Origin of the sequence: Mesonia oceanica (assembly GCF_902499555.1) — a bacterium.
Classification (GTDB): Bacteria; Bacteroidota; Bacteroidia; order Flavobacteriales; family Flavobacteriaceae; genus Mesonia; species Mesonia oceanica.
The window spans coordinates 402,439-419,629 of the sequence record NZ_CABVMM010000001.1 but is presented as its reverse complement, the minus strand read 5'-3'; the positions used below and the strand labels follow the sequence as shown (position 1 = coordinate 419,629).

At 38.1% G+C, this 17,191-nt stretch carries 10 protein-coding genes and 1 CRISPR repeat array; of the genes, 6 read left to right on the top strand and 4 right to left on the bottom strand.

Annotated features, from left to right (window positions below; all coding sequences use genetic code 11):
- The first annotated feature begins 7 nt into the window (after positions 1 to 7).
- From FVB9532_RS01885 to FVB9532_RS01860, 6 genes are all read left to right on the top strand, one after another.
- On the top strand, positions 8 to 694 hold the full coding sequence (locus FVB9532_RS01885; protein ID WP_150543514.1) for a CRISPR-associated endonuclease Cas6: 687 nt from the start codon (positions 8 to 10) through the stop codon (positions 692 to 694).
- Positions 694 to 1,692, top strand: a complete 999-nt coding sequence (gene cas1, locus FVB9532_RS01880; protein ID WP_150543513.1) for a CRISPR-associated endonuclease Cas1 — start codon at positions 694 to 696, stop codon at positions 1,690 to 1,692. The genes FVB9532_RS01885 and cas1 overlap by 1 nt, the downstream gene beginning before the upstream one ends.
- A 143-nt stretch (positions 1,693 to 1,835) precedes the next feature.
- Positions 1,836 to 2,126 (top strand): CRISPR-associated endonuclease Cas2, encoded by a 291-nt coding sequence (cas2, locus tag FVB9532_RS01875; protein WP_013071010.1) that lies wholly within the window; start codon positions 1,836 to 1,838, stop codon positions 2,124 to 2,126.
- Complete coding sequence (gene cas4, locus FVB9532_RS01870; protein ID WP_150543512.1) at positions 2,126 to 2,701, top strand: CRISPR-associated protein Cas4; 576 nt, start codon at positions 2,126 to 2,128, stop codon at positions 2,699 to 2,701. Before cas2 ends, cas4 begins: the two co-directional genes overlap by 1 nt.
- Before the next feature lie 193 nt (positions 2,702 to 2,894).
- Positions 2,895 to 10,382: direct repeats of the CRISPR family, unit length 37 nt; unit sequence CTTCCAGAGCATTCCATTAAACAATTAGGATTGAAAC.
- 138 nt (positions 10,383 to 10,520) lie between these two features.
- Complete coding sequence (locus FVB9532_RS01865; RefSeq protein WP_150543511.1) at positions 10,521 to 11,288, top strand: exodeoxyribonuclease III; 768 nt, start codon at positions 10,521 to 10,523, stop codon at positions 11,286 to 11,288.
- Positions 11,289 to 11,298: 10 nt separating this feature from the next.
- Positions 11,299 to 12,258 (top strand): OmpA family protein, encoded by a 960-nt coding sequence (locus FVB9532_RS01860; RefSeq protein ID WP_150543510.1) that lies wholly within the window; start codon positions 11,299 to 11,301, stop codon positions 12,256 to 12,258.
- 206 nt (positions 12,259 to 12,464) lie between these two features.
- On the opposite strand, the gene FVB9532_RS01855 is transcribed toward FVB9532_RS01860, so the two are convergent.
- From FVB9532_RS01855 to FVB9532_RS01840, 4 genes are all read right to left on the bottom strand, one after another.
- Complete coding sequence (locus FVB9532_RS01855) at positions 12,465 to 13,592, bottom strand: SH3 domain-containing M23 family metallopeptidase (RefSeq protein ID WP_150543509.1); 1,128 nt, start codon at positions 13,590 to 13,592, stop codon at positions 12,465 to 12,467.
- 29 nt (positions 13,593 to 13,621) lie between these two features.
- Positions 13,622 to 14,986, bottom strand: a complete 1,365-nt coding sequence (radA, locus tag FVB9532_RS01850; RefSeq protein WP_150543508.1) for a DNA repair protein RadA — start codon at positions 14,984 to 14,986, stop codon at positions 13,622 to 13,624.
- An 89-nt stretch (positions 14,987 to 15,075) separates the two neighbouring features.
- Positions 15,076 to 15,807 (bottom strand): hypothetical protein, encoded by a 732-nt coding sequence (locus FVB9532_RS01845; protein ID WP_150543507.1) that lies wholly within the window; start codon positions 15,805 to 15,807, stop codon positions 15,076 to 15,078.
- 227 nt (positions 15,808 to 16,034) lie between these two features.
- A complete protein-coding gene (locus FVB9532_RS01840; protein WP_150543506.1) occupies positions 16,035 to 17,180 on the bottom strand; it encodes an alpha/beta hydrolase in 1,146 nt (381 codons plus the stop codon).
- Positions 17,181 to 17,191 lie beyond the last annotated feature (11 nt).

Genomic DNA, 17,191 nt, shown 5'->3' with positions numbered 1-17,191 from the left:
AGCACTTATGACAACATCCACCACCACTCAAGAACTGCAAATTTGCCGTATCAAATTCCCGGAAATCAAATTACAAACCCGCGACGCCCATAAACTGCGGGGCTATTTTGGGAATTTATTTAAACAGCAATCCCCCATCCTACACAATCATTATGAGGATGGCCGTTTTCGGTATAAATACCCCAGTGTTCAATATAAAATAATCAATAAAGTGCCCACGCTAATCGGCATCAATGAAGGAGCTGCTTTATTACCCCAACTCTTTCTTAAAATTAAAGAATTGGATATTTCAGGGCAATCCTATCCCATTAGCAGTAAAAATATTGAGATGCGCAATGAAAGCACGGGCTATAGTGATCAATTGCACCAATATAAGTTTGAAACGCTTTGGATGGCCTTAAACCAAAAGAACTATCCCAAATATCAAAACCTAAAAACAGAAGCCGAAAAAGAAGCCATGCTCAATGCGATTTTAGTGGGCCATATACTCAGCTTTTTTCGAAATACAGGAATTGAACTTAGCTCTAATGAGCGCCTGATGGCGAAAGTTCAGGTTCAGGAAAAAAGTACTTTGTTTAAAGAAAACCGTATGATTGCCTTTTCCGGCAGTTTTGTAGTCAATGCCCTCCTGCCTGCCGAGATTGGCCTGGGCAAGGCAGTAAGCCGTGGCTTTGGCACCCTAATACCCGCCTAATGCAAATTTTTATCAATACATACGGTACCTACCTCCACGTTAAAGACGATATGTTTGAGATCAAAGTGCGTGAGGATAAGAAGCAACCTTTTAAAGTAAATCATATTGCTGCCCACAAGGTAACTTCCTTTATCGTTTCAAAAGGTGCAGCCCTTACTTCCGATGCTATCGCCCTGGCACTAAAACACAATATCGATATTGTGATCGTAGAAAACAACGGGCATCCCATGGGACGTTTTTGGCACAGTAAATTAGGGAGTACCACCAAAATACGTAAAGAACAATTAAAAGCCTCTTTAAACGAAGTTGGCGTAAAATGGATCAAAGAATGGTTGAGTGTAAAGCTTGAGAATCAAGCAGATTTCCTTCAGGATTTAAAAAAACATCGTAAAAATTTACATACAACCCTTGAAGAGAAATCTGAGGCCATTCTTAATTTCAGGGAAAAAATCATGCAATCTTCTGCTACAGATATCAAAGAAGTTGATGAATCTTTTAGGGGTTGGGAAGGCTCTTCAGGCCGACAATATTTTGATGCCCTTTCCCTTTGTATGCCCAAAGATTTTAATTTTAATGGAAGAAGTTTTCGCCCGGCAAAAGACGAATTTAATGCCATGCTTAATTATGCTTACGGAATTTTATACAGTCGTATAGAACGAGCGTTGATGTTAGCAGGACTTGATCCCTTTGTGGGTTTTATGCATAGGGACGATTATAACTCCAAAAGCCTGATTTATGATTTTATAGAGCCTTACCGCAGCTATGCCGATCGTTTTGTATTTAGGTTATTTAGCGGAAAAAAAATCAACAAAAATTATTTTACAGGATTTACCGGAGGGGTTTCTTTAAATGAAGAAGGAAAAGCCTTTTTTGTTGCCCCTTATTTAGAATATTTAGATAGTGAAAAAATACGCTATAAAGGAAAATTACAAACCCGGTTAAATGCAGTTCAATTGGAAGCTCACCGTTTCGCTAACAGTTTAATTTCTGAACAATGATGTAATGGTTGAATGAAAAAATGGGAGAGTAAAAAATGAAATAATGAGTGAATGAGGAAATGTTTGAATGAGAGAAGACATCTATTATTGAAACATTCAGCTATGGAAGTATTTAGTATTTCAACCATTAAAAAAGTAAAAAGATGATTATTTGGGTCTTGTATGACATTAAAAATAATAGTGCCAGAAATTACGTCGCTAAAGTTTGTAAACACGCGGGCTTATATCGAGTACAGTATTCTTGTTTTTTAGGCAGCTTAAATGATAACGAAAAAGATAGCTTGGAGCTGCAAATTGAAAAAGTAATTAATGAAGACACCGATAAGATCTATATTTTCCGGATGAATAAAGAACAATTAAAAGATTGTACGATGCTCGGGCAGGCTTTTGATGATAAATTGGTTACCGATGAAGTAAAAGCTCTTTTTTTCTAATGCAAAGCTTTTATCCTTCACAAATTATCGAATACCTCTATTGTCCTCGATACACTTATTTCGAGTACGTGCTCCGTATTCCGCAATACGAAGACAAGTTTTACAAAGTTACTAGAGGTAGGGAGGTACATAACGAAAAGTTGGAACAGAATAAGGCCTATCTACGTAAAAAGATCGGAGTGAAAAACAAATGGGTAGACCAGTATTTGGGAGTGGAAGGCTTACGAGGAAAAATAGATGAGGTGCTAGAGTTAGGGGATAATAGTTTTGCTCCCTTGGATTATAAATTTGCATATTGGAAAGATAGGGTTTACGACACCTACAAGCAGCAACTCTACTGTTATGCGGTATTAATAGAAGAGAATTTTCACGCTAAAGTTAATAAAGGCTTTTTGGTTTATACCCGAAGCAAACATAAATTGATAGAAGTCTCCATCCCTCCCGAAGCAAAAAAAGAAATAAAAGCGAGTATGGAAAAAATGCTGGTGATTATCCAACAAAATAAATTCCCGAAAGCCACAACATTTAAGAAAAGATGTGTAAATTGTACCTACCGGAATATCTGCATTAAATAGGTATTCCGCCTGTCAATTTATTTCTAATCACTTAAATTTATACGCTTATGCCAGTAAATACGGGGCTTTTTGAATACGGAAAATTTACTTATTTTTCCGTTTTTACGTTCTTTGACATATTGAAAAATAAGGTTTTAGAAATTGCAAATAATCGTTTAGACAGCATTATTTCTGAATTAGGCGTAACAATCGGCTTCCAGAGCATTCCATTAAACAATTAGGATTGAAACTGAAACTAACGGGCTTGATTACATAGATATATATGACTTCCAGAGCATTCCATTAAACAATTAGGATTGAAACACGCTTGTCGCAGAAGCTGAAACTATTTCTAATTTTCTTCCAGAGCATTCCATTAAACAATTAGGATTGAAACCTTCACCGCAATTTTCAAGATAAGGAGCATCAATACTTCCAGAGCATTCCATTAAACAATTAGGATTGAAACATGGCTCTTTTTGCATGACCTTCTACTGCTTTCCAACTTCCAGAGCATTCCATTAAACAATTAGGATTGAAACATTAATTTTACACAGGATTAATTAATCAATTATTACTTCCAGAGCATTCCATTAAACAATTAGGATTGAAACAAGCGGTCAGTACCAACTTCCTCACGAAGCCAGCCTGCTTCCAGAGCATTCCATTAAACAATTAGGATTGAAACTAAGGATAAACCTGCTGTAGAGGTTGATTCTAAATGCTTCCAGAGCATTCCATTAAACAATTAGGATTGAAACGAGCTTCTTAGGGATAATAAAATGAAAGCTCACGAAACTTCCAGAGCATTCCATTAAACAATTAGGATTGAAACACAGGGAATGTCAGGATTTGATAAGCAAGCAGGAATCTTCCAGAGCATTCCATTAAACAATTAGGATTGAAACGTTATTGATATTGAGTATTTAGAAGAAAGTATGTTGCTTCCAGAGCATTCCATTAAACAATTAGGATTGAAACACGAGGACATAGCAGAAAACGTAAGAAACGTAACCTTCTTCCAGAGCATTCCATTAAACAATTAGGATTGAAACAACCAATACTAAGACCGTTAAGCGACCTTACAAAAGCTTCCAGAGCATTCCATTAAACAATTAGGATTGAAACAAAGGTGTGTGGCTTGTAGAGGCATCTGCAGCTAACCTTCCAGAGCATTCCATTAAACAATTAGGATTGAAACATATCAACGATTCCGTAATAAGCCATAAATATTTTACTTCCAGAGCATTCCATTAAACAATTAGGATTGAAACACCATTGTTGCACTGTCATATAACAAAAATGGAAAGTCTTCCAGAGCATTCCATTAAACAATTAGGATTGAAACAGGTTATTGGGGGCATTTTTGGTGCCGGTTCGCCTGCTTCCAGAGCATTCCATTAAACAATTAGGATTGAAACTTGCAATCATCATCGCAATTAGTTTTTTAAACGAATCTTCCAGAGCATTCCATTAAACAATTAGGATTGAAACCAGAAAATAGTAGAAAGCCAAGATCAATTAACGGCTCTTCCAGAGCATTCCATTAAACAATTAGGATTGAAACGCAGGTTCTATAACTCTTAATAACGTTACTATAGAAACTTCCAGAGCATTCCATTAAACAATTAGGATTGAAACGAGACCCCCATTTTCTTTCTGAAATTCAACTTTTACTTCCAGAGCATTCCATTAAACAATTAGGATTGAAACATATCTTCATAAGAATAATTTAAAAACAGCCCTTAAACTTCCAGAGCATTCCATTAAACAATTAGGATTGAAACATCAAACAAATCAATAAATAAATATTTAAATTATGCTTCCAGAGCATTCCATTAAACAATTAGGATTGAAACCCTCTAAGACCGGTGCAAATTGAAACCGCTTTTTAGCTTCCAGAGCATTCCATTAAACAATTAGGATTGAAACCGTATTTGTGTAGCAGTTTCCCTTGCTCCTAAACCATCTTCCAGAGCATTCCATTAAACAATTAGGATTGAAACTAATTAGTAAATAAGACTCGATTAATAATTGCCCACTTCCAGAGCATTCCATTAAACAATTAGGATTGAAACTAATGAAAGCACGTTCTATATTTTGCTCCTCCTTTGGCTTCCAGAGCATTCCATTAAACAATTAGGATTGAAACATATTTCGATTAATCCGCTAACAATAAAAGGAATTGCTTCCAGAGCATTCCATTAAACAATTAGGATTGAAACTTGTTGTAAATATTGCAGATGAATTCAAAAGCTGTTTCTTCCAGAGCATTCCATTAAACAATTAGGATTGAAACTTAGAACCACCTTCACCTCCTAGCTTTGAACCAGGTCTTCCAGAGCATTCCATTAAACAATTAGGATTGAAACTAAAGATTGGGATATGATTAAATTTCCCCAGAAAGCTTCCAGAGCATTCCATTAAACAATTAGGATTGAAACAGGTTGGTTATGTAGATAATAAAATTGAAGGGAATAACTTCCAGAGCATTCCATTAAACAATTAGGATTGAAACACCTTCCCGCTATTTCTTCAACACTAGCCTGTTTTCTTCCAGAGCATTCCATTAAACAATTAGGATTGAAACTTTGATTTTCAGTAACAAATAGGGGAGATTCAAAAACTTCCAGAGCATTCCATTAAACAATTAGGATTGAAACAATATTACTCCTAAATTAGGAGTTCCTTCAAAACGCTCTTCCAGAGCATTCCATTAAACAATTAGGATTGAAACGAGTACAAATACGATTTAAAAGGTAAACCGGGGATTCTTCCAGAGCATTCCATTAAACAATTAGGATTGAAACATATCGATGCCAACAGATAGATAATCCGAACAAAAACTTCCAGAGCATTCCATTAAACAATTAGGATTGAAACTTGAAAATGAAGTTCACCCCGTAATAAGCGATAATGCTTCCAGAGCATTCCATTAAACAATTAGGATTGAAACACGAATCTATTAAGGCGGTATGTAAAGGAATATGATCTTCCAGAGCATTCCATTAAACAATTAGGATTGAAACATAAACTCCCCTACTTCTTTCGCTACGTCCTGTACGCTTCCAGAGCATTCCATTAAACAATTAGGATTGAAACATGAGCTCGTAAACGTAAGGCTGCGATTGCTTGAGTCTTCCAGAGCATTCCATTAAACAATTAGGATTGAAACGCGTAATATAAAATATCGACCACTCCCGGGTTGGGGCTTCCAGAGCATTCCATTAAACAATTAGGATTGAAACATACAAACCATTCGGGTTGTATTTACTATAGAAGCTTCCAGAGCATTCCATTAAACAACTAGGATTGAAACAGAATATCGATACTTTTACTTTCTTTCGCCACGGCTCTTCCAGAGCATTCCATTAAACAACTAGGATTGAAACAAAAAATAAACACTATGAAAGATTTTAACCAGTTTACTTCCAGAGCATTCCATTAAACAACTAGGATTGAAACCTGGGATATCATTATCTTCGGAGATATCAACCAAATCTTCCAGAACATTCCATCAAACAACTAGGATTGAAACCTGAATCCCGTGAGACTAATCAAAAAGATTAGAATCTTCCAGAACATTCCATCAAACAACTAGGATTGAAACGAGTTGATACACCGGCGTTATTAAAAGAAATAACAGACTTCCAGAACATTCCATCAAACAACTAGGATTGAAACAACCTTAAATTATTATTAATTATGAAGTATTGTTCTTGTCTTCCAGAACATTCCATCAAACAACTAGGATTGAAACTAACACCTTAAGGAAGTTAGCAGGAACAAGGGTTTGCTTCCAGAACATTCCATCAAACAACTAGGATTGAAACAGTGGCTCTGGCAGTTCAGATAGTACCGGACAGATACTTCCAGAACATTCCATCAAACAACTAGGATTGAAACCAGGAAGTTGGTAGAATGGTTGGGGACAGTGTTGCTCTTCCAGAACATTCCATCAAACAACTAGGATTGAAACTTAGAACCACCTTCACCCCCTAGCTTTGAACCAGGTACTTCCAGAACATTCCATCAAACAACTAGGATTGAAACGAAAAGACATCAACCGCTTAAAAACTCCTGCAGAAACTTCCAGAACATTCCATCAAACAACTAGGATTGAAACAGCCGTTGTAACCTCCGTTAATTGCTCGTGTAACTTCTTCCAGAACATTCCATCAAACAACTAGGATTGAAACCTGAATCCCGTGAGACTAATCAAAAAGATTAGAATCTTCCAGAACATTCCATCAAACAACTAGGATTGAAACGAAAAATTATCGAATGAAGGTGTTTCAAAATTAAACTTCCAGAGCATTCCATCAAACAACTAGGATTGAAACACGCTGAAATTTTAGCCTTGACCGACAACGGAGCGCTTCCAGAGCATTCCATCAAACAACTAGGATTGAAACTGTGAATATTTTGGAATCTGCACCGAATACAGGGAAACTTCCAGAGCATTCCATCAAACAACTAGGATTGAAACGTATCAACTAAATCTGATGACGCGTTAGCGACATCTTCCAGAGCATTCCATCAAACAACTAGGATTGAAACTCACCTAATAAGTCAACCCTTTTAAAAGGTTGTTGTCTTCCAGAGCATTCCATCAAACAACTAGGATTGAAACAACCTAGGTGTGTTTGAGGTATAATCATCCTCATCCCTTCCAGAGCATTCCATCAAACAACTAGGATTGAAACATACTGCGGATTATCGACCATAAAGGGTGACTCACCTTCCAGAGCATTCCATCAAACAACTAGGATTGAAACAATGCTTCTTCAAGTACTTTAAGCCCTCAAATAACCAACTTCCAGAGCATTCCATTAAACAACTAGGATTGAAACAACCTGCAACGTCAATATAAATACCATTAGGTCTTGCTTCCAGAGCATTCCATCAAACAACTAGGATTGAAACACCATCGTTTTTTTACATCTACCGGTAACGCAGGACCCTTCCAGAGCATTCCATCAAACAACTAGGATTGAAACCAACAAAATTATAGGTGGTCAATCAGCAAATTTGTTCTTCCAGAGCATTCCATCAAACAACTAGGATTGAAACCGTGCTGACTGTTTTTCACACCGCCAACAGATCTATCTTCCAGAGCATTCCATCAAACAACTAGGATTGAAACGCTCTCTCGATGATGGAGCTTAATGTTTTTGAATTTTCTTCCAGAGCATTCCATTAAACAATTAGGATTGAAACAATATACAGACATTGGTAACAAGGCTAACGAATTAGCTCTTCCAGAGCATTCCATTAAACAATTAGGATTGAAACCCTCGTTATTTACCGTCCTTCGGTCACCCGAGCAAACTTCCAGAGCATTCCATTAAACAACTAGGATTGAAACAGTTCTTTGTACCTCATTACGCTGCTTCTTTTAATACTTCCAGAGCATTCCATTAAACAACTAGGATTGAAACCACTGGAGACGATATATTCTCAAAATGGGCAAACCACTTCCAGAGCATTCCATCAAACAACTAGGATTGAAACCCTTATGCATCACTGGGGCAATCATTGGTGCAAATCGCTTCCAGAGCATTCCATTAAACAATTAGGATTGAAACATGACAGTTCCTTTAAAAATATGGAACACCATTAAAACTTCCAGAGCATTCCATTAAACAACTAGGAGAAACCATCAATCAAAAGAAAACCGCCAAGGAAACCGCCAAACTTCCAGAACATTCCATTAAACAACTAGGATTGAAACACCGTCGCGTAAGATAGGTTCATTGCTTTGGCTTGCTTCCAGAGCATTCCATCAAACAACTAGGATTGAAACCCGTGATATTGGTTATAGCCTCTTTGGTTATTGGGCTTCCAGAACATTCCATTAAACAATTAGGATTGAAACGAAGTGGTTGGCACGTGGGAGATCACGTGGGAAGACTTCCAGAGCATTCCATTAAACAACTAGGATTGAAACATGAACCCCTTGATTATATTTAGTCAGGCTTGGCACGCTTCCAGAACATTCCATCAAACAACTAGGATTGAAACCAATTCTTAAAAATTGTAGCTATTTGAAAAGGGTTCTTCCAGAACATTCCATTAAACAACTAGGATTGAAACCGACATTGTATAACTGTTTTTACAGCTCACAACCTCTTCCAGAACATTCCATTAAACAACTAGGATTGAAACGAAATTTTCCCTTCTGTTCTCATAGTGTACATTATCCTTCCAGAACATTCCATTAAACAATTAGGATTGAAACCATCTTTCACGCTTACCGTATATGGGAGAAGGGGAACCTTCCAGAGCATTCCATTAAACAATTAGGATTGAAACATAATGTAAAACTCCGGAAGGATTAAACTATCAGCTCTTCCAGAGCATTCCATTAAACAATTAGGATTGAAACAAGTACGTTACAATGCGTCCAGAGCTTATTTCTGCGACTTCCAGAGCATTCCATCAAACAACTAGGATTGAAACAAAAAGTCTCAAAAAGAATTAGATAGAACTACAGACTTCCAGAGCATTCCATTAAACAACTAGGATTGAAACATGAACCCCTTGATTATATTTAGTCAGGCTTGGCACGCTTCCAGAACATTCCATCAAACAACTAGGATTGAAACTTCCTTCAAGATTATTAATATGAAAAACAGCCCAATCTTCCAGAACATTCCATCAAACAACTAGGATTGAAACAAAACAAGAAGTGAAGTAACTCACCTGGGCATTTTAACTTCCAGAGCATTCCATCAAACAACTAGGATTGAAACGAATTCATAGAAAGCTTTTTGAGTTCATCAACATCGCTTCCAGAACATTCCATTAAACAACTAGGATTGAAACACGATTTGCGCATCGGCGGTTCTGATGAAGTCCCCCCTTCCAGAGCATTCCATTAAACAACTAGGATCGAAACTGGCAAGTAAAATGTTTTTTGATCAAGAAAACTCTCTTCCAGAGCATTCCATCAAACAACTAGGATTGAAACGTGGCAAATGTGAAACTACCTAAATCAGGATGATTCCTTCCAGAGCATTCCATTAAACAATTAGGATTGAAACTCGATATCATCAACGTTCCCGTACCATTTGCGCTTAACTTCCAGAGCATTCCATTAAACAACTAGGATTGAAACCCGTTTCTGCGGTAGATGTTGAAGGTAACGAATCTGCTTCCAGAGCATTCCATTAAATAATTAGGATTGAAACATTGATGTGAAAGATCGCTACTATCCGGCCGAATACTTCCAGAGCATTCCATCAAACAACTAGGATTGAAACTACGAAAAGACTTGGCAAAACGGATATGTACACGTAGCTTCCAGAACATTCCATTAAACAATTAGGATTGAAACCGATCATGCCGTAATGGATGAAAACAATGAAGAGGATTCCAGAGCATTCCATTAAACAACTAGGATTGAAACTTGTAAGGAAAAGCACAACTACCAAAAAGAAGAGCGCTTCCATAGCATTCCATCAAACAACTAGGATTGAAACGACAAGGCAAACTCGAGCTTCTTCTCGTAAACCTCTCTTCCAGAGCATTCCATCAAACAACTAGGATTGAAACATCCAGTAACTTCCGTTACGATCGGGATATAGATCGCTTCCAGAGCATTCCATCAAACAACTAGGATTGAAACCTGTAGTGATCGCAACAGGATTCGAACCTATGACCCTTCCAGAGCACTCCATCAAACAACTAGGACTGAAACTAAATTAGGGTCTCGATACAATTTTGATTAGTTACACTTCACAAAATCACTCGACCTGACTAATTTTAATTAGTTTTCAATAATTCCAATTCCAACTTTCCATTTAAAAAATACTATTTTTGGCGCAAAAGGATCTTTATGGTTATTATTTCCTATAATGTTAACGGTATTCGGGCCGCCCTCCGAAAAGATTTTCTAACGTGGCTTTCCCACGCCAATCCCGATGTGATCTGCTTGCAAGAGATTAAAGCCACTCCCGATCAGTTTGACGAAACGGTTTTTCACGAATTGGGCTATCCCTATTGCTATTGGTACCCGGCACAGAAAAAAGGCTATAGTGGCGTGGCTATTCTTAGTAAAAGGGAACCCAAGAACATTAGTTACGGTACCGGCATCGGTTATATGGATGCAGAAGGCCGGAATATTCGAGTGGATTTTGAAGAGGTTTCGGTGATGAGCTTATATTTACCTTCCGGCACCAACATCAACCGATTGGAATTTAAATTGGAATATATGGCCGATTTTCAGCACTATATCAATGAGCTGAAAGCGGACTATCCCAATTTGGTGATCTGCGGCGATTATAACATTTGTCACGAAGCCATTGATATTCATGATCCCGTCCGACTTAAAAACACCTCGGGTTTCTTACCGGTAGAACGGGAATGGATTGGCAATTTTATCGATAGTGGCTTTGTGGATTCTTTTCGATACCTCAACGATGAAAAAGTACAATATTCTTGGTGGAGCTACCGTGCTAATGCCCGCGCCAATAACAAAGGTTGGAGAATAGATTACCACATGGTCTCACAACCTCTACAAGAAAACATTAAAAGGGCCGTTATCTTACAGGAAGCACATCATAGTGATCACTGCCCCATTTTAGTTGAATTAACTGATTTATAATTTAAAGAAGATGAAAAAAGTTTTTATAATCCCCGCTTTGGCTTTTGCCTTTACCACGGCTTGCGTTCCGGCTAAGAAGTTTAAGGAGCTAGAAGACCGCTTTGCTGAGTTGGAAAAGAAAAATGAAAATTTACGGAATGACCTTTCCGATTGTGAAGATTTCAACACTTCTCAAACAGCAGAACTGGGAACCCTCGAAAAAGAGTTGCAACAAGTAAAGGAAGAAAAGAACCAACTTCAAAAAGAATACGATCAGTTAACCGGGGCGCATAACAATCTACAGGATTCTTATAATGCCTTAGAAAAAAACAGTTCTTCAGCCTTAGCAGAAAATTCCCGACAAAATCGGGAGCTGTTAGCACAGTTGGAAGAAAAAGAAAAGGCATTGGCCAAAGAGCAAGCCCGTTTAGACAAGCTTCAAAAAGACTTAGAGGCCAGGTCTAACCGTATTGATGAACTGGAAGGCATGATTGCCGCAAAAGACGCGAAAATGCAAGCCTTAAAAAACAGTATTTCTAAAGCCTTAACCGATTTTGAAGGAAAAGGTTTAACGGTAGAGCAACGAAATGGAAAAGTATATGTTTCGATGGAAAACAAACTCTTGTTTTCTTCCGGAAGTTGGGCCGTGGGCAGCCAAGGGCGTCCAGCGGTCAAGCAATTGGGTACGGTATTAGCGCAAAACCCGGATATTAATGTATTAATTGAAGGCCATACCGATAACGATCCCTATGGGGGAAATGGACCCTTACAGGACAACTGGGACCTTTCTACCAAACGTGCTACGGCAATTGTACATATTTTACAAGAAAACAGCTCGATAGATCCTAACCGTTTAACCGCTGCCGGACGAGGGGAATTTGTTCCTGTGGCCAGTAATGAAACGACGGAAGGAAAAGCGAAAAACCGTAGGATTGAAGTGATTCTCACTCCTAAACTCGATGAAATTTCAGAATTACTCAACGATATGTAATAAGGGAAAAGCCATTCACAAAATGAATGGCTTTTTTATGTTATCCTGTGTCCGATCAAAGAAAATTTCGGAGACTGAGTGAAATCTTTGCAAAAGATTTTGTATCAAAGTTTCCATTTTGCTAGCATTTCAATACAAATTTTCCTTGAAAATTCACTCAATGATCCCTAATGCCTACAAAAAACTTTTAGATCAAACTCAGGTTATTATAAGCCTTTTGCCAAGGATGCATGCAGAAAAGCTTGTTGAGTTGGGGTTTTTACGTGTAACCAATTTTTATATTCTCCTAATAATTGAATAGTATCGTTCCGGCTTAACTCCCCTATTTTAGGGTAGGAAGTATCGGGACCCTGCCGCAAATTGGCTTTGGAAGTTTTAATCACCAAGTAGTTCGTTTGGAATTGTGGCTCAAAGTCCATTGGCCGTAAACGTTTGGTTTGAAATACGTAAGGCAAAGGGTTAATGGCTCCGCTCCTATAAATCCCAAAATGAAGATGGGGCGGAGTGGTACGTGCATTTCCGGTATTTCCTACTAAACCTAAGGTATCACCCATTTTTACTTTCTGTCCCGATTGTGCGATAATGCTATCGAGGTGGGCATAATACAAGGAATTCCCGAACATGCCTTCGCGTAACCACACTTGCTTACCACCCAAGCCATGATTTCCCGTTCGGCTTACGCGTCCATCGATGGCGGCCACTACGGGCGTTCCCCGAGGCGCAAAAATATCGATGCCTTCATGACGGCGCTTCCCTCCATCACGGGCATTGCCCCAAAAACTTTGGATGGCTTCATTTCCTTTTCCGGCCACGGGAAAATGATAGGTGGGTTCTTCATAAAATGAAATAAAAAAAGATGTGTGAGCAGCTACTTCAGGTTGAATCATGATCCGATAGGTTCCACTCTGTTTAGGCTGAAAACGGAGTTGATTTTCTTCCGGTTGATTGCTTTCTACCTGTTGAAAAGTGGAATCTTTTTGCTGAAATAAATCGATAAACACCCGATGATGGGCAGAATCTTTTGCTACTTCTGCGGTGAAAACAGTTCCTTTTTGCAACGCTAGCTCGTAACTCAACACCTCATTTTGAAGGAATGAAAATGAGCCTACTTCTGCATAGGGCAAATTGACTTGAAGGCTATCTGTTTTAGCGCTTTCAAATTTGGCTTGCCAATGGGAAAAAACCGCAGGCCGCTCTTCAAACTCCCGCTTGTAAATTTCCCTTGCGGAAGGTTGGGTAAGGGTATCGGTGAATTTATTCAGTTTTGAACAGGCGAACACGCAGACCGCCACAAGGATAACTAGGATAAATTGGAATTGATTTTTCTTTTTCACGAAAAGATAAAATCAGGAATTATGCCAATTTACCCAAATAGATATTCTACCACCTCTTCAATTCTAGCTACTTTTTGAATATGAATATGAAACTCCTTTTTGGGAAGTTTGACTTGTTTGGAAACCATAATGGTGGCAAAACCTAATTTTTCGGCTTCTATCACCCGTTGGTCGGCTCTCGTAACGGGTCGTATTTCTCCGGCCAAGCCTACTTCTGCAGCAAAGCAAATATCACGGGCAATCGAAATATCTTCGTTGGAAGAAAGGATGGCAGCAATAACCGCTAAATCTATCGCTGGATCATCTACCGTAATCCCTCCGGTAATATTGAGAAAGACATCTTTTGCTCCTAACCTAAAGCCAGCGCGCTTTTCTAGCACCGCCAATAACATATTCAATCGCTTGGCATTGTACCCGGTAGTCGATCGTTGGGGCGTTCCGTACACCGCAGTACTTACCAAGGCTTGAATTTCGATCATCAAAGGACGCATTCCTTCTAAGGTGGCGGCAATGGAAGTTCCACTCAGGTCTTGATCGCTTTTAGAAATGAGGATCTCTGAAGGATTGCTTACTTCACGCAAGCCTTCACCCAGCATTTCGTAAATCCCCAACTCATTGGTAGAACCAAAACGGTTTTTATGGGCCCGTAAAATTCGGTACACATGGTTACGATCGCCTTCAAATTGAAGTACGGTATCGACCATATGTTCTAAAATTTTAGGTCCGGCAATACTTCCTTCTTTGGTGATATGCCCAATAAGCAAGACCGGCGTATGGGTTTCTTTGGCGAATTTAATCAGCTCCGTGGTACATTCCCGGATCTGGGAAATACTTCCGGGCGAGCTTTCAATAAAATCGCTATGCAGGGTTTGAATGGAATCGATAATGACCACTTCCGGTTCTATGGCTTCAATCTGTCGGAAGATATGTTGGGTTTTGGTTTCGGTTAAAATATAACAATTGGCAGGACGCGGGTTAATACGTTCGGCCCGCATTTTAATTTGTTGCGCGCTTTCTTCCCCGGAGACATAGAGTGTTTTGTAGTTTAAATTCAAGGAGATTTGAAGCAACAAGGTACTTTTTCCAATTCCGGGCTCTCCGCCCAAAAGAGTGAGTGATCCGGGTACTAAACCGCCGCCTAAGACTCGATTAAGTTCATTGTTATTCGTATCCAAACGAGATTCTTGTTCGTATTGAATCTCATTGACCAGCGTGGGTTTGGGGACTCTTTTTTTTGCGGTTGTGCTGGGCGTTTTCCAGTCTTTTTTATCTTCTTTTTGAAGAACTTCTTCGGCGATGGTATTCCATTGTTTGCAGGAAGAACACTGGCCTTGCCATTTTGCATATTGTGCGCCACAGTTTTGACAATAAAATGTGGTTTTTGTTTTTGCCATAAATGATGATCTCGTTATAAGCGAACATCAAATTTACTTTTTTTATGCAGAACAGCTTATAGTTTTACCCCCTACTGAGGTGTTAAATTTTAGTTTTCTTTGATAATTAAAGGAACTTGGTTGGTAGAGGTTAGTTCCCCATCAAAAAGTTTAAAGTTATCCTGTTCCAGTGTTTTTTTAGAACCCTCATTTAAATACTTTAAAATATCGGCTGCTGTTGCCCGAAAATATAATGCTGCCGTATACTCTTTGTTCTTATCTAAGATAATTTCTTCTCCGGTTGAAAAAACATAAGTTTTATTATAGGGTAGCGAAAAATAGGTTTTGAAATACATCGTACTTTTTGCCGGGATAATTATTAAGTTATCATTGACAATCATAGGATGAAATGCATTAACCCACTTCTCTGTTCCCATATTATCGCGGAAATTATTGACGATCTCTTCCGTTTGAATAGTGTATTCACTTGTTCTTCCCATTATAGACCCAAAATGGGTACTATCTATAGATCCGTTTAGAACTATATTAGTGAGGCTAAGTCCAGAATGGGGTTTGGGAAATTCAAAGAAATGAGTACTGCCTAAGGTATGATATAGATTAAATGGAATAAATAAATAGTTATCCTTAGAATGGTTAGTAATTTTAAAGGAAACTATATTTTTATATTTATTTGAATTTCTATTTTGTTTATAGGATTCAAAACTATTACATTCCTCGGCAGGGCAATAGGCATAGAATTCTTTATTAAGAATGGTCAATTCTAAAGGCTCGCTCTTTTTACTGTTTGAAGAACATCCAAACAAGAATAAGCCCGTAATCATAACTATTATCTAAAAAAACTGATTCATAGATGTCTTGGATCATTTTTACTTATTCCTTACTAATTAAAAAAACTTGGTTGGTAGAGATCAGTTCTTAGGAAAAGAACTATAGAGGAACTATTAAAATTGAAATACTAAAAGAAATTTTCGACATCCATGAAGGAGCCGGAAAAACGAACACTAATTTATTCTTTCTCCGTTCAAGCTATGCCTTTACTTTTTAACTATTAGTCTCCGAAATCGGCTTTTATCTGATCTATTTTATTCATCATCAGCTCTTTATTGATGAAGGCGACCGGTTCAGCTACATAGCCTGCCTGGTATTCTTTTAAAGCACGTTTTGGCTTGCCAATAGCTTCGTAATGATATCCCAACAAATAATAGCCGAGCATACTATCGGGGTGTTCATCGGAAGCTAATTTGGCTAAATCTTTGAGCTGCTCCCATTTTTCTTCTTCAATTATCGCATTGGAAACGGCTAAAATATCATTGGTACGTATAGGAAGGGATAAGCCATACTGACTTTCAATTTCTTCATATTTTTTGGTAAGGTATTCATAATAATTCGTGATTTCCTCATCGGCCAATATGTTCTCATAATCGTATTGGGTGATGGGGCGGTAAAGGGTAAACATATTCTCTAAAGCATTGGGAATAGCTTTGGCTACTAAAGAATAGTGATTATCTCCCTCGAAATCATCAAAATCATAATGTACCAACTTATTTGTTAGTTGACTTAATTTTTCATTCATTGCCAAAACGCCTTTTCTCAAGAAAGAAACATCTTCTGTCCCGGTGGCTAAATAATACCAAATTTTCTTTTTTGAATATTCTAAAGCATCAAAAACCCGTTCTTCCATTTCTGGGGCATAATCGGGACTTAGATTAATATAGCCTTTGAATAAGGGGTTTTCTTTAAACAAATAGTAATTGATAAAATTAGCGCTTAAATCGTGCCCTACCAAGATGGAAAAATTGGCGGTTCGAAACTCTTCATCTACCAACGGCATTAACTCCATCCCCAAAAACTCAAAAAAGTCGGCACCACCATCTGCCGGAAAATAGTTGGACTGGTCGTAATAGGTATCTTCTTCCCTACTTCCTAATTGATTAACCCCCACAACTATTGCTTCGGGCATATCTCCCCAGTACCCAAAGTAATCTGCATTCCCAGCAACGGGTTCAAATAAATAATCCCCGTCCAATACATAAATCACCGGATAGGATTTTTGTTTATTGTTATTATAATTCCGTGGAAATTGAATTTTAATTTCCCGTTTCTGGTTTAAGATCTGAGATTGTATGGTTCTATACTCGGGCTGAGCAATAAGAAAAAGAGGAGTAATTGCTAAGAGAAATAGTAATTTTTTCATCGTTAAGAATT